This window comes from Peribacillus sp. NPDC046944, assembly GCF_050272735.1.
Lineage (GTDB): Bacteria > Bacillota > Bacilli > Bacillales > DSM-1321 > Peribacillus.
Genome location: NZ_JBNNML010000006.1, coordinates 150652 through 167587, shown reverse-complemented (window position 1 = coordinate 167587; position 16936 = coordinate 150652). Strand labels below are relative to the sequence as shown.

Genomic DNA, 16936 nt, shown 5'->3' with positions numbered 1-16936 from the left:
TGGCTTGATAAACGGATGAAGCGAAGCCCATAGTCTTTTCTGAAAAGAGACCAATGGACGAAGCGGGTCTACCGGGGATTGCATCATTCGGTGTTTCTGCCTCGCTTTGTTAATCCCAGGCTTATGAGAAATTACATGTGTACTGTTTTCTAGCGGGTATAATGGGTATAGTAGTGGAAAGAAGAGAAGAAGAAGGAGGAGGAAACGATACGTGATCATTGTATATATTAGTCTGGCCCTCTTTATTGGATCAATCATTTATTTAGCATTTTTTGCTTTTAAGACATTTAAGGATTCTAAACCAACCATTGATAATGTAAATGAAACTGTTGCGCGCATGCAGGCGAAAACAGATCAGATTAAGTCGGAGACGGATCATCTTGCGGAGACACAGCAGGAAATCACAGAAGATGTTCAATATAAAAAAGAAGCAGTTCAGTATACGGTGGATGCCGCGAAACAAACACCCCAACCATTTAAGAATATCTGGCATACCATTAAAGGCGAAAAAAGGACAATGACGAGCAGAAGAAATGGGTAAGAAACGTTTGACCCCCATTAAATCGAAATGATATAGTACAGGTAATTGAAATGTTTCTAGGGTTCCGCGGTCAAAGGCCGGACTGGACCGAGAGAGACGCGCAGAGAAAAACTCTGCGTACACGGAGGGATAAAAGCCCGGGAGGTTATGTTCGTGACCTCCCGGGCTTATTCTGTATTGGAGGAAAATAAGATGGCTTGGATTCAACTCGTTATTGCTGGGTTATTTGAAGTGGTTTGGGCTACAAGTTTGAAATATACGGAAGGCTTCACGAAATTATTTCCTTCTGTCATCACGATTGTAGGCATGATTATTAGTTTTTACTTTCTGTCCTCAGCAATAAAGACGCTACCGATGGGAACGGCGTATGCGATATGGACGGGAATTGGAGCAGTCGGCGCCGTATTGGTGGGCATCATTGCGTTTAACGAACCGAGGGATGCCATACGCCTGGTCTTCGTTGGTTGTATTGTCGTGGGGATTCTCGGGTTGAAAATCACTTCTTCTGAATAACTCCTTCCCTCCTTGCAAATAGTAAGGGAAACCATATGTGAGGAGGGAAAAGATGAAAAAATACAAAGCGTTAGTGACAAGCGTAATGGTGGCTTTATTCATTACAGGATGTTCCGCGAATGAAAATGAAGGAGCAAACGAAAACCTCGGGCTGAATCGGACCAATCAGGATAGAGATTTGAGTCAAACTGGTTATAATCCTACGACGGTGAACGATAGAACGGATACTAAAACTAACAATAATAATAATAACAACGACAACAACAACAACAACAACAACAACAACAACAACAACAACAACACTGGTCAAGGTAACAATCAGATGAGGGTAACTGAGAATATTGCTGACCGAATCGAGGAATTGAAGCAAGTAAAAAGAGCAAGAGTTATCGTGATCGATAATGATGCATATGTGGGTGCCGTACTCAGAAAAGGGGAAGACTCCCTTACCACGGAAGTAAAAAACAAAATTGAAGGTGCTGTAAGAAACAGTGATACTTCCATCCAAGATGTTCATGTATCGACCAACCCCGATTTTGTAAAGAGGATGGATCAATACATGAAAGATGTTAAAAGTGGAAAACCGGTTGAAGGGTTTACCGATGAGTTTCAGAATCTTGTACACAGGGTTTTCCCTAGTTAAACTAGCATATATCCATTCATGATCAAGGCTTGTCCGATTGATTTTCAGCTGAAGAGCTTGAAGATAAAGCGGGTGAGCCTTTTTTTAGGTGAAGAAAATATGTTATTGGTAATATTCTGAAGTTTCACTCTTTATAATAGAAAGATTATTGTATAATTATGTAAAGGTTAAGGAGGGAGTGGTAGGTATGGAAAAGACGTGGTGGAAAGAGTCGGTTGTTTATCAAGTGTACCCTCGTAGTTTTATGGATAGCAATGGAGATGGAATAGGTGACTTGAGAGGAATCTTACTCAAGCTTGATTACTTACAGGAGCTTGGTGTGGATGTAATTTGGCTTTCTCCCGTATACAAATCACCGAATGATGATAACGGGTATGATATTAGTGATTATCAGTCAATCATGACGGAATTCGGGACGATGGATGATTTTAATCGGCTTTTAAGTGCGGTCCATGAACGGGGAATGAAAATCATGATGGATCTCGTAGTGAATCATACGTCAGATGAACACCCATGGTTCCTGGCTTCCCGTTCCTCCGTGGATGACCCGAAGCGAGATTACTATATTTGGAGACCTGGTAAGGATGGAAAGGAACCGAATAATTGGGAGTCTGTCTTCAAAGGTTCGGCTTGGAAATATGATGAGGGAACGGATGAATATTATCTACACTTATTTAGCCAAAAACAGCCCGATTTGAATTGGGAGAACCCTCAACTTCGTGAGGAAATCTATAGCATGATGAAGTGGTGGCTGGATAAAGGGGTTGATGGATTCCGGATGGATGTCATTAACTTTCTATCGAAGGACCAGCGATACATGGATGGAAACATTTTGGATGGAAAACAGCACGGCGATGGAAGTCCCTATTTCCTGAATGGACCCAGAATTCATGAGTTCTTGCAGGAAGTCAATCAACGCGTCCTTTCTGATTATGATGTGATGACAGTTGGAGAAATGCCCGGTGTTTCACCAGATGACGCGGTACTCTACACAGGGGAGGATCGTGGGGAATTACATATGGTCTTCCAATTTGAACATATGGATATAGGGGGAGGACCGGAAGGAAAATGGAATAATGAAAAATGGGATCTGAGCGATTTAAAAGGGATTCTCTCAAAATGGCAATATGGGTTGGAAGAGGTAGGTTGGAACAGTTTGTACTGGAATAACCATGACCAGCCAAGAGTTGTATCAAGATTCGGAGATGATGGGGAGTATCGGGTGGAAAGTGCGAAGATGCTTGCTGCTTGTCTTCATATGTTAAAGGGGACACCCTATATCTACCAGGGGGAAGAGCTGGGAATGACCAATATCGCTTTTGAAAGCATAGAAGAGTATCGTGACATAGAAACGATGAATTCCTATGAAGAATTAGTGAATACGTATGGATGGTCAAAAGAAAAGATGATGGCTGCCATTCATGCACGTAGTCGAGATAATGCGCGAACACCCATGCAGTGGAATGATGGACGGAATGCGGGATTCACGACAGGAACTCCATGGATCGGCGTGAATGCCAACTACCCGGAAATCAATGCAGAGAAGGCCTATAATGATCATCAATCCATTTTTCATTTTTATAAAAAGCTCATTCAATTACGTAAACAACATGACATTATCGTATATGGTCGTTTTGATTTACTTTGTCCGGATGATGAACAGATTTTTGCCTATACGAGGACGCTAGGTGAGGAAAAGGTGCTTGTGCTATGCAACTTTAAGGGACAAGAAGCGACTTTGACGATACCGACGGCGTTACATTCATTAAAGGCTACCCTGTTGATCGGCAATTATGAGCAGGAGGAAAGCGACACGGTCTCCAGTGAACCGTTGCGTCCATATGAATGCCGTGTCTACCTTTTGAAATAAGAAAAGACCTGAACTTCTCTGTTGAAGAGAGATTCAGGTCCTTTTTTTTATTTCACTTTTAGATCACATTCCTCAAGGGGAATGATTTTGGATTTATGTTTAATTTTATATCCGAGCCAGAGAACGAAGAACAAAAGAAGACCAATGTAGGAAACAAACATGGAGTTCCAATCAATTCCGTCTGTGCTGAAAGCTTGATAGCCTTGTCCAAGGATGATGAAGAGGCAAAGGACAAGCGCAAAAACCGGACCGAACGGAAAGGTTCTTGAACGGTATGGGAGGTCATTTAAATCCAGACCTTGAGCGATATAAGCTTTTCGGAATCGATAGTGGGCAAGGGCAATCCCGACCCATGTGACGAAACCAGCCATGCCGGAAGCGTTCAGTAACCAAATATACACGACTCCATCCCCGAAGAAGGAAGCCAAGAAAGCAAGACATCCGACTAAAGAAGTCACGATAAGAGCATTTACAGGTACGCCTCTTTTATCAAGCTTGCCAAGGAACTTCGGTGCTTTTCCGTCACGTGCTAAATCCCATAGCATACGGGTTGAGGCATACATGCCAGAGTTACCAGCTGAAAGTACGGATGTTAAAATGACTGCGTTCATGACAGCAGCGGCAAAGGCAAGGCCTGCGCGTTCAAAAACAAGCGTAAATGGACTGACGGCAACATCTTCACTTAGTAAACGTGCATCCGTGAAAGGAATGATCATTCCTATGACAAAGATTGCTAGGATATAGAATAAGATAATGCGCCAAAAAACGGATTTGATCGCCCTAGGGATGTTTTTCTCAGGATCTTCACTTTCTCCAGCGGTTACTCCAAGCAATTCCGTTCCTTGGAAGGAGAAGCCAGCTGCCATGAAGACTCCTAGAATGGTAAAGAAGCCTCCATTAAATGGCCCATCACCCATGGTGAAATTAGAAAAACCAATCGGATCATTTCCGCCCATGATGCCAAAAATGATTAAAAAACCAGTAATTAAGAAGATAATGACGGTCACGATTTTAATCATTGCAAACCAATATTCGGCTTCGCCAAAGCCCTTAACGGACATATAGTTAATTAAGAACATGATGAGTAATGCAACGGCACTCCAAATGAATGATGGAGTATCCGGGAACCAAAATTTCATGATCAGGACAACGGCCGCCAATTCAGCTGCTATCGTGATGGCCCAGTTATACCAATAATTCCACCCAATCGCAAAACCGAAAGAGGGATCGACGAATTTGGATGCATAAACGCGGAACGAACCGGCAACTGGCATATAAGCAGCCATCTCGGCAAGGCTTGTCATTAAATAAAAAACCATGGCGCCAATTACCGCATAAGCAACTAATGCACCACCGGGGCCAGCCGTATGAATGGCACCACCACTCGCTAAAAATAGTCCGGTGCCGATTGTTCCACCTAGAGATATCATCATAAGGTGCCTAGCTTTCAGACTCCTTTTCAGTTCAGTAGGATTTGAATTTTGTTGTTGATTTTTCAATTGATGTTACACTCCTTTTTATGGGAAGGGGACGGAATATAAAAAAAACAGCAGTCGAAAAAGATCGACGGCTGTATATAGATACCCGTTTAATCCTTCCGAAGATAGCTCCCCACGTTTTATGAAAACGTGACAGTGATGTTCCTGTTCGAAAACATCGCCAGCCTAGAAATACAAGGAATATTTCTACACTTCGGCAACTTATCCTTTCAAACGGAGTCGTCAACTTTCCTGAATCTCGTCCGTGTTACTTTTATAAGCCGCAGCCTCTAACTCATCGGTAAATGAGGAAGTATTCAATTCGTACTGTTAATAACGCGAATTTTAAATGGTGACATACAGTTTGTGAGTCACTGAATGAAATTTGCTATATTAAAATTATAAAATATTCCTCTAGAGAGCGCAATGTTTATTTTTCAAGTATCTTTTTCCCTAATTAGACATGAATCAAACCATTTAGTGTTCAAATAGATAATATAGGTGAATAATAAAAACAAATAATTCTGATTATTATACACTTTTTCGCGTTATAAGGCTGAAACCTAGCTTTACATGTTTGATCGTGGCAGGATCCTCAAAAAGGTCAACAGCCATTCTCCCAATCGAATCCAAGGGTAGGGATATAGTCGAGATGTCCAGCATTTCGCTAATACTATCGTTATTGAAACCAAGGATGGCGACGTCTTCAGGTATCTTAACTCCCGCTTTTTGAGCGGAAATGATGAAGCCAGCTGCCGTATCATCGTTCGTTATAATGATGGCCTCTGGCTTATCCTGCATGGCGACCCATTCTTGAAAGGCCCTTTCTCCGTCTTTGATATAGTAACTGCCTTCAAACAGCCATTCCTCTTTACTTATAAAATGATGTTTTTTCATGCTATCTTCAAACGCCTTTATCCGAAGTGAACTATTCCTGCTCTTTTTTCGCCCAAGGCTGTAGCCTATTTTCTTATATCCCTTGTTTACCAAGTAGTCGAGGGCTGAGGAAAAGGCGGCATAATGGTCGATGCTGATCGAAGAAAATTCTGACTGCGATGTATCTTCACATAAGATAATCGGACCGTAGACATGATACTCCAAGAGCACTTTCATTTCTGAGATTCTAGAACAGACGATGATGCCATCGAGTTGCTTCATTTGTAACATTTTCAGTGCTTGGATTTCTTTCTCTCTTTCATATTGTGTTTGGAAGATGACAATATGGTAACCAAGGACATTTGCTTGTTTATTAATTCCCTGGATGATTGCTCCGTAATAGGGGTGATTGGTGTATGGAATGATGACGCCAATCAGATGAGTCTTGCCTTTCGTAAGATGGATGGCGTTGATATTTCTCGTATAGTTCAATTGCTCGATGGCCTTTAGTACACTCTTTCTCTTTTCCTCACTTACATAAGGATGGTTATTCATCACGCGAGATACGGTCGTAATCGATACACCTGCATATTCAGCGATTTTTTTTATGTTCGTCATTAGATCACCATTTTTCGTTTTTTACAGTCTACCCTATGAAACCCATTTCAGAGCAAGAGAACGAAAGCATAAAGGGGAAATGCCTTCATGCTGGGACTTGTTCTGGTATGGGTTTCATCCTTTAAGATTAATAAAAGTCTTGAAGGAGGGATGAAGATGTTAACGACTTTGCTTTGTTTGATCGTGCTTTGCGGGATTGAGTTGGGGTTAGCTTATCTAGCAGTAAAATCACAAAAATGATTTAAAGCTTTGCTTCATAATAAAAAACGGAAATCGCCCATGACCCGAGATGAAGAAGTAAGAGAATACCTAGAACAGGGGCAACAGAGAGTTTTACGCCAAAAAATAATAAGAAGAAAAAGATATAGATCCCAAAAAGGGTGAAAAACCAGCTGGTTGCCCGTGCTTTAGTTCGGATGAGGTCAAATCGTTCATCCAATCCCCGTCGCTTGGCAGCGGCACGGCGACCTCCCCTTAATCCAGCCAGCCCTCCGATGATGCCAAGGGTACTTCCTAAAAAAGCCCACCAGTTAAAATCCATTACATTTCCTCCTCCTCAAATAGAAATATATCCTCAATGGTCAAATCGAACACTTTTGCCAGTTTGTAAGCAAGCTTGATGGATGGATCGAATCTTCCGGATTCTATAGAAATAATCGTCTGCCGGGATACGCCCGTTAGTTCGGATAGCTTTTCTTGTGTAAGTTGATGAGACTTGCGCATATCCCGTAATTTGTTTTTCAACCCCTCAGGCTCCTTTCTTTAATGTAAAGCTCACTGTACGTAAAGTATACTTTACAAAAGTTGTTTTGTATATATTTTCCTGCATTAAATTTCTTCAGTCCAACATTTAAAAATTTGCACTTTTTACGAATAATTGTGTATAGTATAAAATAAGTTGTATAGAGGAAACATTCTAGCGCGTAGGACAAAATATAACGGATTTTTTTTGGCCTAAATCTTGCCCTTGGTAAACTTTTTTATATAGGGCTATAAAATGGAGGGGAATACATGAAGTTTTTGAAATGGGTTGGAAGCTTGCTTATGGCAGTGGTCATGATATCAGGATGTAGCAATGAACCATCGAATCACGTTCAAGGAAAGCTGAATGTAGTAGCTACGACGGGGATGATTGGGGACTTGGTCGAGAATATCGGCGGTGAACATGTGAAGGTCACAAGTTTAATGGGGCCGGGAGTCGACCCCCACCTATATAAGGCAACGCAGGGGGACGTGAAAACACTTGATTCAGCTGACATGATTTTTTATAACGGTGTGCACCTTGAAGGGAAAATGACGGATATCTTTGAAATGATGAGTAAGGAGAAACCGACGATTGCGGTGACGAAAGACTTTACGGGGGATCAGCTTCATAAGGTCAGTGAAACGGAACATGACCCGCATGTCTGGTTTGATGTAAAGCTTTGGATGGTGGCAGCGGAAGCCGTGAAGGAAGAGCTGATTGCAAATGACCCGGACCATGAAGCTAGTTATCTAGAAAATTATGAAGCCTATGTTATCCAGTTGAAGGAACTTGATGAATATGTCCATGAGGAGATAAATAAGATTCCGGAGAATCAGCGGGTCCTCGTCACGGCACATGATGCTTTTGGGTATTACGGCAAATCATATGGATTGGAAGTGAGAGGGCTTCAGGGGATGAATACTCTATCGGAATATGGTTCGAAGGATGTAACGGATATGCGTGAATATCTTGTGGAAAATGAAATCAAAGCCATTTTCGTGGAATCAAGCGTACCGAAAAAGGCTATCGAAGCGGTCATTCAGGGAGCTGAAAAGCAAGGCCATAGCGTGGAAATAGGCGGCGAGCTGTTCTCGGATGCAATGGGGGAAAAAGGCACGGAAGAAGGAACCTATATCGGAATGGTCCGGCATAATACCGATACGATCGTGAAGGCATTAAAATAGGAGGAAATGGGATGAATTATGCGTTGAAAGTCGAGAATCTGACGATAGCTTATCATAAAAAGCCGGTGGTCGAAGATGTTACATTCGAGGTTCCGGAAGGGAATCTGATTGGTATCATCGGTCCGAATGGGGCGGGGAAATCCACCTTGATCAAGGGGATTCTTGAATTGGTTCCAAGACTAGCCGGGAAAGTCACGATCCATGGTGCTTCTTATAAATCCATGAGGAAGAGTATCGGTTATGTACCACAGCGAGAATCGGTGGACTGGGATTTCCCGACAAATGCACTCGATGTCGTGATGATGGGCAGGTACGGGCACCTGGGCTGGTTGAAGCGTCCCGGGAAGGCTGAACGAATGAAGGCGATGGAATGTCTGGAAAAAGTAGGGATGGTTGAGTATGCTGACCGTCAGATTAGTCAGCTTTCCGGCGGGCAGCAGCAACGGATTTTCCTGGCACGGGCGTTGGCGCAGGAAGCGGACATCTATTTCATGGATGAACCATTTGTGGGCGTTGATGCCGCAACGGAAAAGGCAATCATCCAGCTATTGATGGAGCTGAAAGAAAAAGGGAAGACAGTTCTTGTAGTGCATCATGATTTGTCGACTGTGAAGGAATATTTCGATTGGACGATGTTGCTGAATAAAAAGGTGATGAAGATTGGTCCGACAGAAGAGGTCTTCATTCCTGAGTTTTTGCAGGAGACATATGGAGGACGGTTAGCGATATTATCCGATGCTGAGTCAGGCTTGCTATTGAAATGAGGTGTACACGATGAACGTTCTGGATATACTTGCGGACCCCAACACAAGATGGATATTGCTAGGCACCATGTTCCTTGGCTTAAGCAGTGGAGTCATCGGAAGTTTTGCTTACTTGAGAAAACAATCCCTATTGGGTGACACGCTCGCACATGCGGCCTTGCCTGGGATTTGCGTCGCTTTCATAGTAACAGGGGTGAAGTCGACCTCCTTCTTTCTGATCGGAGCGGCCGTCGCAGGTTTAGTGGCGGTTTTTCTGATTAGCATACTGACGAGGTACAGTAAAATCAAACAGGATGCGGCACTAGGCATCGTATTGACTTCATTCTTTGGATTGGGAATCGTATTGCTAACCCAAATCCAGCAGAGTGAATATGGAAACCAAAGCGGACTGGACACTTTTCTGTTCGGGCAAACGGCATCGATGGTGATGTCGGATGTGTATATGATGATGACCGTTTCCTTTATACTCATTTTCACTTGTACGTTATTTTTCAAGGAATTTAAGCTATTGTCCTTCGATCCTGGATTTGCCAAGGGGATGGGATTGCCGGTAGTATTCCTCGACTATTTCATCATGATGCTGATAGTGGCGGCTGTCGTCATCGGCATTCAGGCGGTAGGGGTAGTGTTGATGGCATCCTTGCTGATTACCCCAGCCGTTTCTGCCAGGTACTGGACGGAGCGCCTGCATATCATGGTCATACTCTCTGGAATTTTCGGTTTGCTGAGCGGGGTGTCCGGGACATTAATCAGCACGTCGGTCAATAACCTGCCAACAGGCCCTTTGATTGTTTTATCGGCCACGGTCTGGTTTTTCTTTTCCATGCTTTTTGCTCCTAAACGTGGAGTCATCTCCAAGACGTGGAGAAGGGTTTCGGCAAAAAAGATCTATGTACATGAACAGGAAAAAAGGAAAGGAAGCCATTCAGCATGAACGATTTTTGGATTATCTTAGTCGGGGCACTTGTAGCGAGTTCCTGCAGTGTACTGGGGTGTTTTTTAATAGTAAGGAAGATGACCTTGATTGGCGATGCAATCAGTCACTCGGTTTTACCCGGCATCGTATTGGCGTTTTTAATAACGGGGTCGCGTGATTCGATTCCCATGCTGATTGGTGCAGCAGCACTCGGTTTACTTACCGTATTCTTAATCCAGCTATTCCAAACATCCGGGGTTCAATCCGACGCAGCGATAGGCATCGTGTTCACTTCCCTATTCGCAGTAGGGATTGTATTGGTCAGTTTATATACACAGCAAATCGATTTTGATCTGGATCATGTCCTGTATGGCGAGATTGCATATACCCCATGGAATATGATGTCAATCGGTGGGGTTATGGCAGGGCCAAAGGCCGTTTGGATTGTAGGAAGTTGTTTCATGATCAATCTTCTCTTACTTTTTCTTTTCTTCAAGCAATTTAAGCTGGTTTCCTTCGATCCCGCACTTGCTGCAGCGATGGGCATACCGGTTATATTTTTTCACTATTTACTGATGGGTCTCGTTTCGCTGACAACTGTGGCGTCATTTGATAGTGTCGGTTCGATTTTGGTGGTGGGGATGCTCATTATTCCTGCGGCAACGGCCTATTTGCTTTCGGACCGATTAAGTCGGATGATTGTCGTCAGCATCGGGGTCGGGATCTTGAGCTCGGTCATTGGGTATTATTCAGCAACTTTTCTTGATGCTTCCATCTCAGGGTGCATGGTTGGTTCAGCCGCTTTCTTATTCGGCTTCGCTTTCCTTTTTTCACCGATCAACGGGGTGGCCACTAGGTTTATAAAACGAAGAAGGGCAAGGGAAACCCATTTATAGTACATTCCACTTAGAGGCTGCATGATTTTCACTTCATGTGGCCTTTTTGCCATCAAACTATCCTTAGATATAGTTGTGATTTTCTTTGTTTAAAGTATAATGAGTAAGTGTAATTTAAAGAAGCAGGAACCTTTTTAAGGGAGAGTTCATTATGGAAGAACAAAATAAATTTTCATCGCGAATAGATTTTTCTTTGGTCACGATATTATTGTTGTTATGTATTGGTAGTTGTTTGGCCATATACAGTGCGCAGACTACTGGACAATACGAAGAAAACTTCTTAATAAAACAAATATTTTGGTATGCGGTTGGAGTCGGGATTGTTCTCGGAATCATCACGCTGGATTCAGACCAGTTGAAGAAGATATCTTGGTATGCATATGGATTCGGATTATTGCTATTGTTATTATTGCTTGTCATGCCAGATTCCATTGCGCCCGTTCGTAATGGTGCGAAAAGTTGGTTCATCATTAAGCCACTGGGATCGATACAGCCCTCGGAATTCATGAAGGTTTTTCTCATTTTGGCCTTGGCGAATGTCATTTCAAATCATCATCTCAAGAATACGTTGAAAACCATCCAAACCGATCTCTGGCTCCTTGTTAAGATAGGGCTTGTGACGGGAGCTCCGTTGCTGTTGATCATGCAACAGCCGGATTTAGGTACATCGCTTGTTTTAATGTCAATCATGATCGGAATGATCTTCATTTCAGGGATATCATGGAAAATCTTGCTTCCAATCGTGACAGCGGGTATCGTTGCCGTTTCCACCATCATGTACTTCGTCCTCTGGCATCCGGAATTGCTTGAGAAAATAGGTGTGAAAACGTATCAGTTCGGCCGTATTTATTCATGGCTGGATCCTTATAACTATGCGAGTTCGGAAGGGTATCATTTGACAAAATCCTTGCTGGCCATAGGTTCAGGGCAGACCACAGGTAAGGGTATTGGGTCAAGGGAAGTATATTTACCGGAAAGTCATTCGGATTTCATCTTTAGTATCATCGGGGAAGAATTCGGCTTCATCGGTTCCAGTATCATTATCTCATTGTTCTTCTTATTGGTTTACCATATTACAAAAACCGGCATGGAAACGCGGAATAATTTCTATACATATATTTGTGTGGGCATCATCAGCATGTTAACGTTTCACGTGTTTCAAAATATCGGAATGACGGTCGGCGTATTACCGATCACCGGAATTCCGCTTCCATTCATCAGTTACGGGGGAAGCTCGCTCATGGGGAATATGATGGCCATGGGCTTGATATTCAGCATAAGGTATCATTATAAAAAGTACATGTTTTCGACGGATATATAAAAAACGCCGGCCATTCACCATGGCCGGCGTTTTTATAGTTATTGAAGCTTTGAACCGGATGGGAATTGATCTTTATATCCAGAGAACTGTTGGTAGGACTGGCCTAAACTATCGGTTTGTGCCTTTTCCAAGCCATACCATCCTTTTTCGAACATCAGGTTATAAAGTTCCCGTTGCATTTCCTGGGTTTCTTTTGAGACCGAGAAAACATCTTGAAATAAAGCTTGGTTACTCATCTCATGGAGGGCAACTGAATAAGAGTTACAGAAATACTTCTCTGTTGCAAGCATGTCATTTGTAAAATCGCGGTCATTCATTTCTGGCGTTTTGGCAATGGTTGATTCGGGATTTTGGACCTTGTTTTGATTAGGCATCAAGAAACCTCCTTTACTGGAATTGTTGTTGGTTTTGCTGTTGGTTTGGATTTAAGTGGGACAAGATGGTGTCGTAATGACGTTGATGCATCTGTCCACAGCGGGTTAAAGCGTCTATGATTTGAGGATCTTTACATTGTTTCGCGTAAAAGTGTGCTTTTTTAATCGCAATCAAGTTCCAGGAAAGCATATCGGTAAGGTACATACTATCTTTTACAGATACCATTTCGGGTGGCTGTTTCATGAAACCGGTCGTTTGTTGCTGGTTGTTCATCGAGTTTTGTTGTTCCATCATCTTACCTCCTTCATTGTGGTCTGAACGAGATTAATTTCCCCTGTTTTTAATTTTATATTCGAGAAGAGCAAGTGACTGAATATACATGAAGGATATAAGAGTCTAACCCTAACATCTATTTTTCCAAACGGGGATTTGGAGGGAACGCAGATGGAACTAATGAGGAACTTCTTTCTCTACCTATCGAAGTATAAACCATTAATTAAGGCTGCACGGAGATATGGATTGCGTTTTGGGGCAGCCCGCTTTGTTGCCGGAGAAACTTTGGTTGAAGCGACTAAGGTCATTGCAGAACTAAATCGGAAAGGGTTATCTGTGACGATAGACTATCTAGGTGAATTCATAGATCATGAGCAGGAAGCAGAAGAGATGGCAAACCAGTGCATCGATGCGATTCGAGCCATTTCCGAGCATGGTCTCGATTCCCAGTTATCCTTGAAACTGACTTCGATGGGTTTGGATATCTCGGAACATGTTGTCATGAAGAATATGAGAAGGATTTTAGAAGAAGCAAAAGCCGCCCGGGTATTCGTTACGCTAGATATGGAAGATTTTCCGCGCTGTCAGCCAACATTAGAAGTGTTCAAAAAACTAAAAGCTGAATATAATGATCTTGGTACGGTTATACAAGCATATCTTTATCGGACGGAGAAAGATCTCGACGAGTTGAATTTCCTCCATCCGAATCTTCGACTGGTTAAAGGAGCGTATAAAGAGCCAACGAACATCGCCTTCCCGGAAAAAGAGAAGGTGGATGCGAACTTCAAGAAAATCATTAAGAAGCATCTGCTAAATGGGAACTATACGGCTGTCGCCACCCACGATGATAAAATCATTGATTATACGAAAAAGTTCGTCAAGAGTCATGGCATCAGCACGGATCAGTTTGAATTTCAAATGTTATTCGGCATCCGTAATGAAAAGCAATTGGAATTAGCTGAAGAGGGTTATAAGGTTAGGGTGTATGTTCCATATGGAACGGATTGGTACGGATATTTTATGCGCCGCCTAGCGGAGAGGCCAGCCAATGTTGCCTTCGTTTTAAAGGGGATATGGAAGAGGTAGCAGAAGTAAGAGCCGGCCCGGATATGGGACGGCTACTCTACTTTGGACTCTATTTTTTAAATTGATTGTTCTGGCTGTTCACCTTATTCTTTCCATTGTTACGTTCACCGCCAGGACCCGCGTTTCCTTTCACGCTTGCGGCACTTACGGCTCCTTTGGAAGGATTATCTTTATGCTTCATGAGTATACGTCACCTCCTGTTCGTTATTTTCTTCTAAAGAGTGAAAACTAACCAGGGGTTTTACGATAAAAATATTTAATTTTTCCTGTTTAATCATTGCAGAATTTCCAAATTTATTCTATATTAGTAATAAGAATAAATATTCAAAATTTTTTTGGGACAAAAATGAATGAGCATTCATTCAATACATTGTGTAAGGGGGATATGAACTTGGTTCGACAAATACGAAAGGCTGCTGTTCTAGGGTCAGGAGTTATGGGATCAGGGATTGCTGCACACCTTGCTAACATCGGCATTCCGACTTTATTATTGGATATTGTACCTCGTGAACTCACGGAGGACGAGAAGAAAAAAGGTCTTACATTAGAAAATAAACAAGTACGTAACCGCATTAGTCAGACTGCGATTACTAAACTTCTAAAACAAAAACCAGCTCCGTTATCAGCAAAAGGCAATCTGGCCTTGATTGAAGCGGGGAACCTGGAAGATGATATAAGCCGTTTAAATGAAGTAGATTGGGTAATTGAAGTGGTCGTGGAGAGACTTGATGTGAAGCAGAGTGTGTTTGCTCAGGTTGATAAATACCGTAAATCGGGCAGCATCATTTCTTCTAATACATCAGGTATATCAATTGAGGCGATGGCCGAGGGACGTTCTGAAGATTTCCAAAAGCATTTCTTGGGAACTCACTTTTTCAACCCTCCACGCTATTTGAAACTTTTGGAAGTCATTCCTACGAAAGCCACTGCTCCTGAAGTACTTGAATATATGAAGCAATTTGGTGAAGACGTTCTTGGTAAAGGAGTGGTCGAAGCCAAAGATACACCGAATTTCATCGCCAACCGCATCGGTACGTATGGGCTGCTAGTTACCCTTCGTGAAATGCAAAAAGGCGGGTACAGCGTGGGTGAAGTGGATTCTGTAACAGGTCCATTAATTGGCAGGGCGACGAGCGCAACATTCCGTACGCTTGATGTAGTTGGTCTTGATACTTTTGCACATGTTGCGAAGAACGTATATGACCAGGTTGAAGGAGAGGAAAAGGAAGTTTTCCGCATTCCTGACTTCATGAATAAAATGCTTGAAAACGGTTGGCTTGGAAGCAAATCCGGACAAGGATTTTTCCTGAAAAAAGGCAAGGAAATCCTTGAGCTGAACCCTGAAACACTTGAATACGAACCACGGAAAAAACTGAAAACGCCTTCTATAGAAATGGCGAAACAGGCAAAAGGTCTTTCTAATAAAATGAAAGCGCTTGTTTATAGTGATGACCGTGCTGGCCTCCTGCTTTGGAATGTGTTGAATCCAGCCCTTGTGTATTCTGCACAACTGCTAGGAGACATTGCTGACGATATTGTGGCAATTGACCAGGCAATGAAATGGGGCTTCGGTTGGTCTACAGGACCTTTCGAAACGTGGGACGCAATTGGTGTCGAAAAATCAGTAGCACGCTTAGAACAAGAAGGTGTCACTGTTCCTCAATGGGTGAAGGAAATGCTGGAAAAAGGCATCACTTCATTCTATAAAGAAGAAAATGGTGTAGTTTCCTACTATCACAATGGTGAATATAAGGAACTTCTTGAGAATCCAAAGGTGATTAACCTGAAAGCGATCAAGAAGCAAAAAGGCGTAATCAAAAAAAACAGTGGTGCAAGTTTGATTGATATTGGCGACGGTGTCGTACTTCTTGAGTTCACGTCACCGAACAATGCAATTGGTCTTGATATCATGCAGATGATCAATGCGGCTGTTGATGAGGCTGAAGCAAATTATAAAGGCTTGGTCATTGGAAACCAAGGCAAAAACTTCTGTGTAGGTGCCAATATCGCCATGATGTTGATGGAAGCCCAGGATGACAATATATTCGAATTGGATATGGTGATCAGCCAATTCCAAAAAGCGATGTTGAAAATTAAATATAGTGCGGTCCCTGTTGTCGTAGCGCCATTCAATATGACGCTTGGCGGAGGTGCAGAAGTTTCCCTTCCTGCCGCACGCATTCAGGCGACTACGGAAACGTATATGGGTCTAGTGGAAGCTGGCGTTGGCTTAATACCTGGTGGTGGCGGAACCAAAGAACTTTATGTGAAAACATTGAAGAGCATGCCAAAAGGCGTCGACTTTGATTTGCAGAAGGTAGCGAATCGGGTATTTGAAACGGTTGCCATGGCTAAGGTTTCTACTTCTGCCGAAGAGGCGCGGGAAAATAATTTCCTTGGTGCTTCCGATCGAATCAGTGTGAATTCCGACCATCAGTTATATGATGCGAAGCAGTCAGTCATTTCGATGTATGACCAAGGTTACACAGCACCAACCCGCACGAAAATCCCTGTGGTTGGTGAGACCGGTTATGCCGCACTTCTTTTAGGGGCAGAAGCGATGCGTCTTTCAGGCTTCCTCTCCGAGCATGACCTAGTCATCGCTAAAGAGCTTGCGTATGTCCTGGCTGGTGGGAAACTTCCATTCGGTACAGAAGTAGATGAACAATATATCCTGGACCTAGAAAAACAAGCATTCTTAAAATTGATTTCAACACCGAAATCACAACAAAGGATGCAACACATGCTTGTTAAGGGAAAACCACTTCGTAACTAATTGATCGTCCAAAGATAGAGTCAAATAACTAAAGTTCAATAGGTTGATAGCTTAAAAATGA

19 protein-coding genes and 2 riboswitches are annotated in these 16936 nt (G+C 42.7%); of the genes, 12 read left to right on the top strand and 7 right to left on the bottom strand.

Translation table 11 applies throughout. The annotated features are described in order from the left end of the window. The first annotated feature begins 211 nt into the window (after nt 1-211). From ACQKIC_RS13085 to ACQKIC_RS13070, 4 genes are all read left to right on the top strand, one after another. Entirely contained in the window at nt 212-541 is a 330-nt protein-coding gene (locus tag ACQKIC_RS13085; protein WP_402870881.1) for a DUF948 domain-containing protein, read from the top strand. A gap of 45 nt (nt 542-586) precedes the next feature. Next, nucleotides 587-687, top strand: a riboswitch (guanidine-I (ykkC/yxkD leader). A gap of 46 nt (nt 688-733) precedes the next feature. Continuing rightward, entirely contained in the window at nt 734-1054 is a 321-nt protein-coding gene (gene sugE / locus ACQKIC_RS13080) for a quaternary ammonium compound efflux SMR transporter SugE (protein WP_402870883.1), read from the top strand. 73 nt (nt 1055-1127) lie between these two features. Continuing rightward, on the top strand, nt 1128-1697 hold the full coding sequence (locus ACQKIC_RS13075) for a YhcN/YlaJ family sporulation lipoprotein (protein WP_427668650.1): 570 nt from the start codon (nt 1128-1130) through the stop codon (nt 1695-1697). Between the two features lie 187 nt (nt 1698-1884). Beyond that, on the top strand, nt 1885-3567 hold the full coding sequence (locus ACQKIC_RS13070) for a glycoside hydrolase family 13 protein (protein ID WP_427591405.1): 1683 nt from the start codon (nt 1885-1887) through the stop codon (nt 3565-3567). Nucleotides 3568-3614: 47 nt separating this feature from the next. Here the strand turns inward: ACQKIC_RS13070 and ACQKIC_RS13065 are convergent, their stop codons facing one another. Together ACQKIC_RS13065 and ACQKIC_RS13060 are read right to left on the bottom strand one after the other, a co-directional pair. Further along, entirely contained in the window at nt 3615-5066 is a 1452-nt protein-coding gene (locus ACQKIC_RS13065; RefSeq protein ID WP_402870890.1) for an amino acid permease, read from the bottom strand. A 97-nt stretch (nt 5067-5163) separates the two neighbouring features. Further along, a riboswitch (Lysine riboswitch) is annotated at nt 5164-5346 on the bottom strand. Nucleotides 5347-5576: 230 nt separating this feature from the next. Next, nucleotides 5577-6539 (bottom strand): LacI family DNA-binding transcriptional regulator, encoded by a 963-nt coding sequence (locus ACQKIC_RS13060; RefSeq protein WP_402954415.1) that lies wholly within the window; start codon nt 6537-6539, stop codon nt 5577-5579. Nucleotides 6540-6626: 87 nt separating this feature from the next. On the opposite strand from ACQKIC_RS13060, the gene ACQKIC_RS13055 reads away from it, so the two are divergent. Then, on the top strand, nt 6627-6779 hold the full coding sequence (locus ACQKIC_RS13055) for a hypothetical protein (protein ID WP_402954412.1): 153 nt from the start codon (nt 6627-6629) through the stop codon (nt 6777-6779). Nucleotide 6780: 1 nt separating this feature from the next. On the opposite strand, the gene ACQKIC_RS13050 is transcribed toward ACQKIC_RS13055, so the two are convergent. Continuing rightward, complete coding sequence (locus tag ACQKIC_RS13050; protein WP_402870897.1) at nt 6781-7080, bottom strand: hypothetical protein; 300 nt, start codon at nt 7078-7080, stop codon at nt 6781-6783. Continuing rightward, nucleotides 7080-7283, bottom strand: coding sequence for a helix-turn-helix transcriptional regulator (locus ACQKIC_RS13045; protein WP_402954408.1), 204 nt, complete (start codon nt 7281-7283; stop codon nt 7080-7082). The genes ACQKIC_RS13050 and ACQKIC_RS13045 overlap by 1 nt, the downstream gene beginning before the upstream one ends. A gap of 267 nt (nt 7284-7550) precedes the next feature. On the opposite strand from ACQKIC_RS13045, the gene ACQKIC_RS13040 reads away from it, so the two are divergent. From ACQKIC_RS13040 to rodA, 5 genes are all read left to right on the top strand, one after another. After that, entirely contained in the window at nt 7551-8468 is a 918-nt protein-coding gene (locus ACQKIC_RS13040) for a metal ABC transporter solute-binding protein, Zn/Mn family (protein ID WP_402870902.1), read from the top strand. A gap of 11 nt (nt 8469-8479) precedes the next feature. Next, complete coding sequence (locus ACQKIC_RS13035) at nt 8480-9232, top strand: metal ABC transporter ATP-binding protein (RefSeq protein ID WP_402870903.1); 753 nt, start codon at nt 8480-8482, stop codon at nt 9230-9232. Between the two features lie 10 nt (nt 9233-9242). Next, entirely contained in the window at nt 9243-10166 is a 924-nt protein-coding gene (locus ACQKIC_RS13030; protein WP_402954403.1) for a metal ABC transporter permease, read from the top strand. Then, entirely contained in the window at nt 10163-11044 is an 882-nt protein-coding gene (locus ACQKIC_RS13025; RefSeq protein WP_402990040.1) for a metal ABC transporter permease, read from the top strand. The genes ACQKIC_RS13030 and ACQKIC_RS13025 overlap by 4 nt, the downstream gene beginning before the upstream one ends. 151 nt (nt 11045-11195) lie before the next feature. Beyond that, nucleotides 11196-12365, top strand: a complete 1170-nt coding sequence (rodA, locus tag ACQKIC_RS13020; RefSeq protein ID WP_402990037.1) for a rod shape-determining protein RodA — start codon at nt 11196-11198, stop codon at nt 12363-12365. A 38-nt stretch (nt 12366-12403) separates the two neighbouring features. On the opposite strand, the gene ACQKIC_RS13015 is transcribed toward rodA, so the two are convergent. Together ACQKIC_RS13015 and ACQKIC_RS13010 are read right to left on the bottom strand one after the other, a co-directional pair. After that, nucleotides 12404-12739, bottom strand: a complete 336-nt coding sequence (locus tag ACQKIC_RS13015) for a spore coat protein (protein ID WP_402990034.1) — start codon at nt 12737-12739, stop codon at nt 12404-12406. 13 nt (nt 12740-12752) lie between these two features. Next, nucleotides 12753-13031, bottom strand: coding sequence for a hypothetical protein (locus ACQKIC_RS13010; protein WP_402870913.1), 279 nt, complete (start codon nt 13029-13031; stop codon nt 12753-12755). Between the two features lie 153 nt (nt 13032-13184). Between ACQKIC_RS13010 and ACQKIC_RS13005 the strand changes: the two genes are divergently transcribed. Next, a complete protein-coding gene (locus tag ACQKIC_RS13005; RefSeq protein ID WP_427591404.1) occupies nt 13185-14099 on the top strand; it encodes a proline dehydrogenase family protein in 915 nt (304 codons plus the stop codon). Between the two features lie 49 nt (nt 14100-14148). On the opposite strand, the gene ACQKIC_RS13000 is transcribed toward ACQKIC_RS13005, so the two are convergent. Beyond that, nucleotides 14149-14280, bottom strand: coding sequence for a YuzL family protein (locus ACQKIC_RS13000; RefSeq protein WP_402870919.1), 132 nt, complete (start codon nt 14278-14280; stop codon nt 14149-14151). A 210-nt stretch (nt 14281-14490) separates the two neighbouring features. Between ACQKIC_RS13000 and ACQKIC_RS12995 the strand changes: the two genes are divergently transcribed. Beyond that, the gene (locus ACQKIC_RS12995) at nt 14491-16875 is read left to right on the top strand and encodes a 3-hydroxyacyl-CoA dehydrogenase/enoyl-CoA hydratase family protein (RefSeq protein WP_402990025.1); all 2385 of its coding nucleotides are present in this window, start codon (nt 14491-14493) and stop codon (nt 16873-16875) included. Nucleotides 16876-16936: the final 61 nt, after the last annotated feature.

Bases quoted from the DNA above. Each gene is read 5' to 3' on its own strand.
- ACQKIC_RS13060 (WP_402954415.1), bottom strand. From the start codon at position 6,539: ATGACGAACATAAAAAAAATCGCTGAATATGCAGGTGTATCGATTACG.
- ACQKIC_RS13005 (WP_427591404.1), top strand. From the start codon at position 13,185: ATGGAACTAATGAGGAACTTCTTTCTCTACCTATCGAAGTATAAACCA.
- ACQKIC_RS13025 (WP_402990040.1), top strand. From the start codon at position 10,163: ATGAACGATTTTTGGATTATCTTAGTCGGGGCACTTGTAGCGAGTTCC.
- ACQKIC_RS13055 (WP_402954412.1), top strand. From the start codon at position 6,627: ATGCTGGGACTTGTTCTGGTATGGGTTTCATCCTTTAAGATTAATAAA.
- ACQKIC_RS13015 (WP_402990034.1), bottom strand. From the start codon at position 12,739: ATGCCTAATCAAAACAAGGTCCAAAATCCCGAATCAACCATTGCCAAA.
- rodA (WP_402990037.1), top strand. From the start codon at position 11,196: ATGGAAGAACAAAATAAATTTTCATCGCGAATAGATTTTTCTTTGGTC.
- ACQKIC_RS13010 (WP_402870913.1), bottom strand. From the start codon at position 13,031: ATGGAACAACAAAACTCGATGAACAACCAGCAACAAACGACCGGTTTC.
- ACQKIC_RS13040 (WP_402870902.1), top strand. From the start codon at position 7,551: ATGAAGTTTTTGAAATGGGTTGGAAGCTTGCTTATGGCAGTGGTCATG.
- ACQKIC_RS13030 (WP_402954403.1), top strand. From the start codon at position 9,243: ATGAACGTTCTGGATATACTTGCGGACCCCAACACAAGATGGATATTG.
- ACQKIC_RS13070 (WP_427591405.1), top strand. From the start codon at position 1,885: ATGGAAAAGACGTGGTGGAAAGAGTCGGTTGTTTATCAAGTGTACCCT.
- ACQKIC_RS13050 (WP_402870897.1), bottom strand. From the start codon at position 7,080: ATGGATTTTAACTGGTGGGCTTTTTTAGGAAGTACCCTTGGCATCATC.
- ACQKIC_RS13035 (WP_402870903.1), top strand. From the start codon at position 8,480: ATGAATTATGCGTTGAAAGTCGAGAATCTGACGATAGCTTATCATAAA.
- sugE (WP_402870883.1), top strand. From the start codon at position 734: ATGGCTTGGATTCAACTCGTTATTGCTGGGTTATTTGAAGTGGTTTGG.
- ACQKIC_RS13000 (WP_402870919.1), bottom strand. From the start codon at position 14,280: ATGAAGCATAAAGATAATCCTTCCAAAGGAGCCGTAAGTGCCGCAAGC.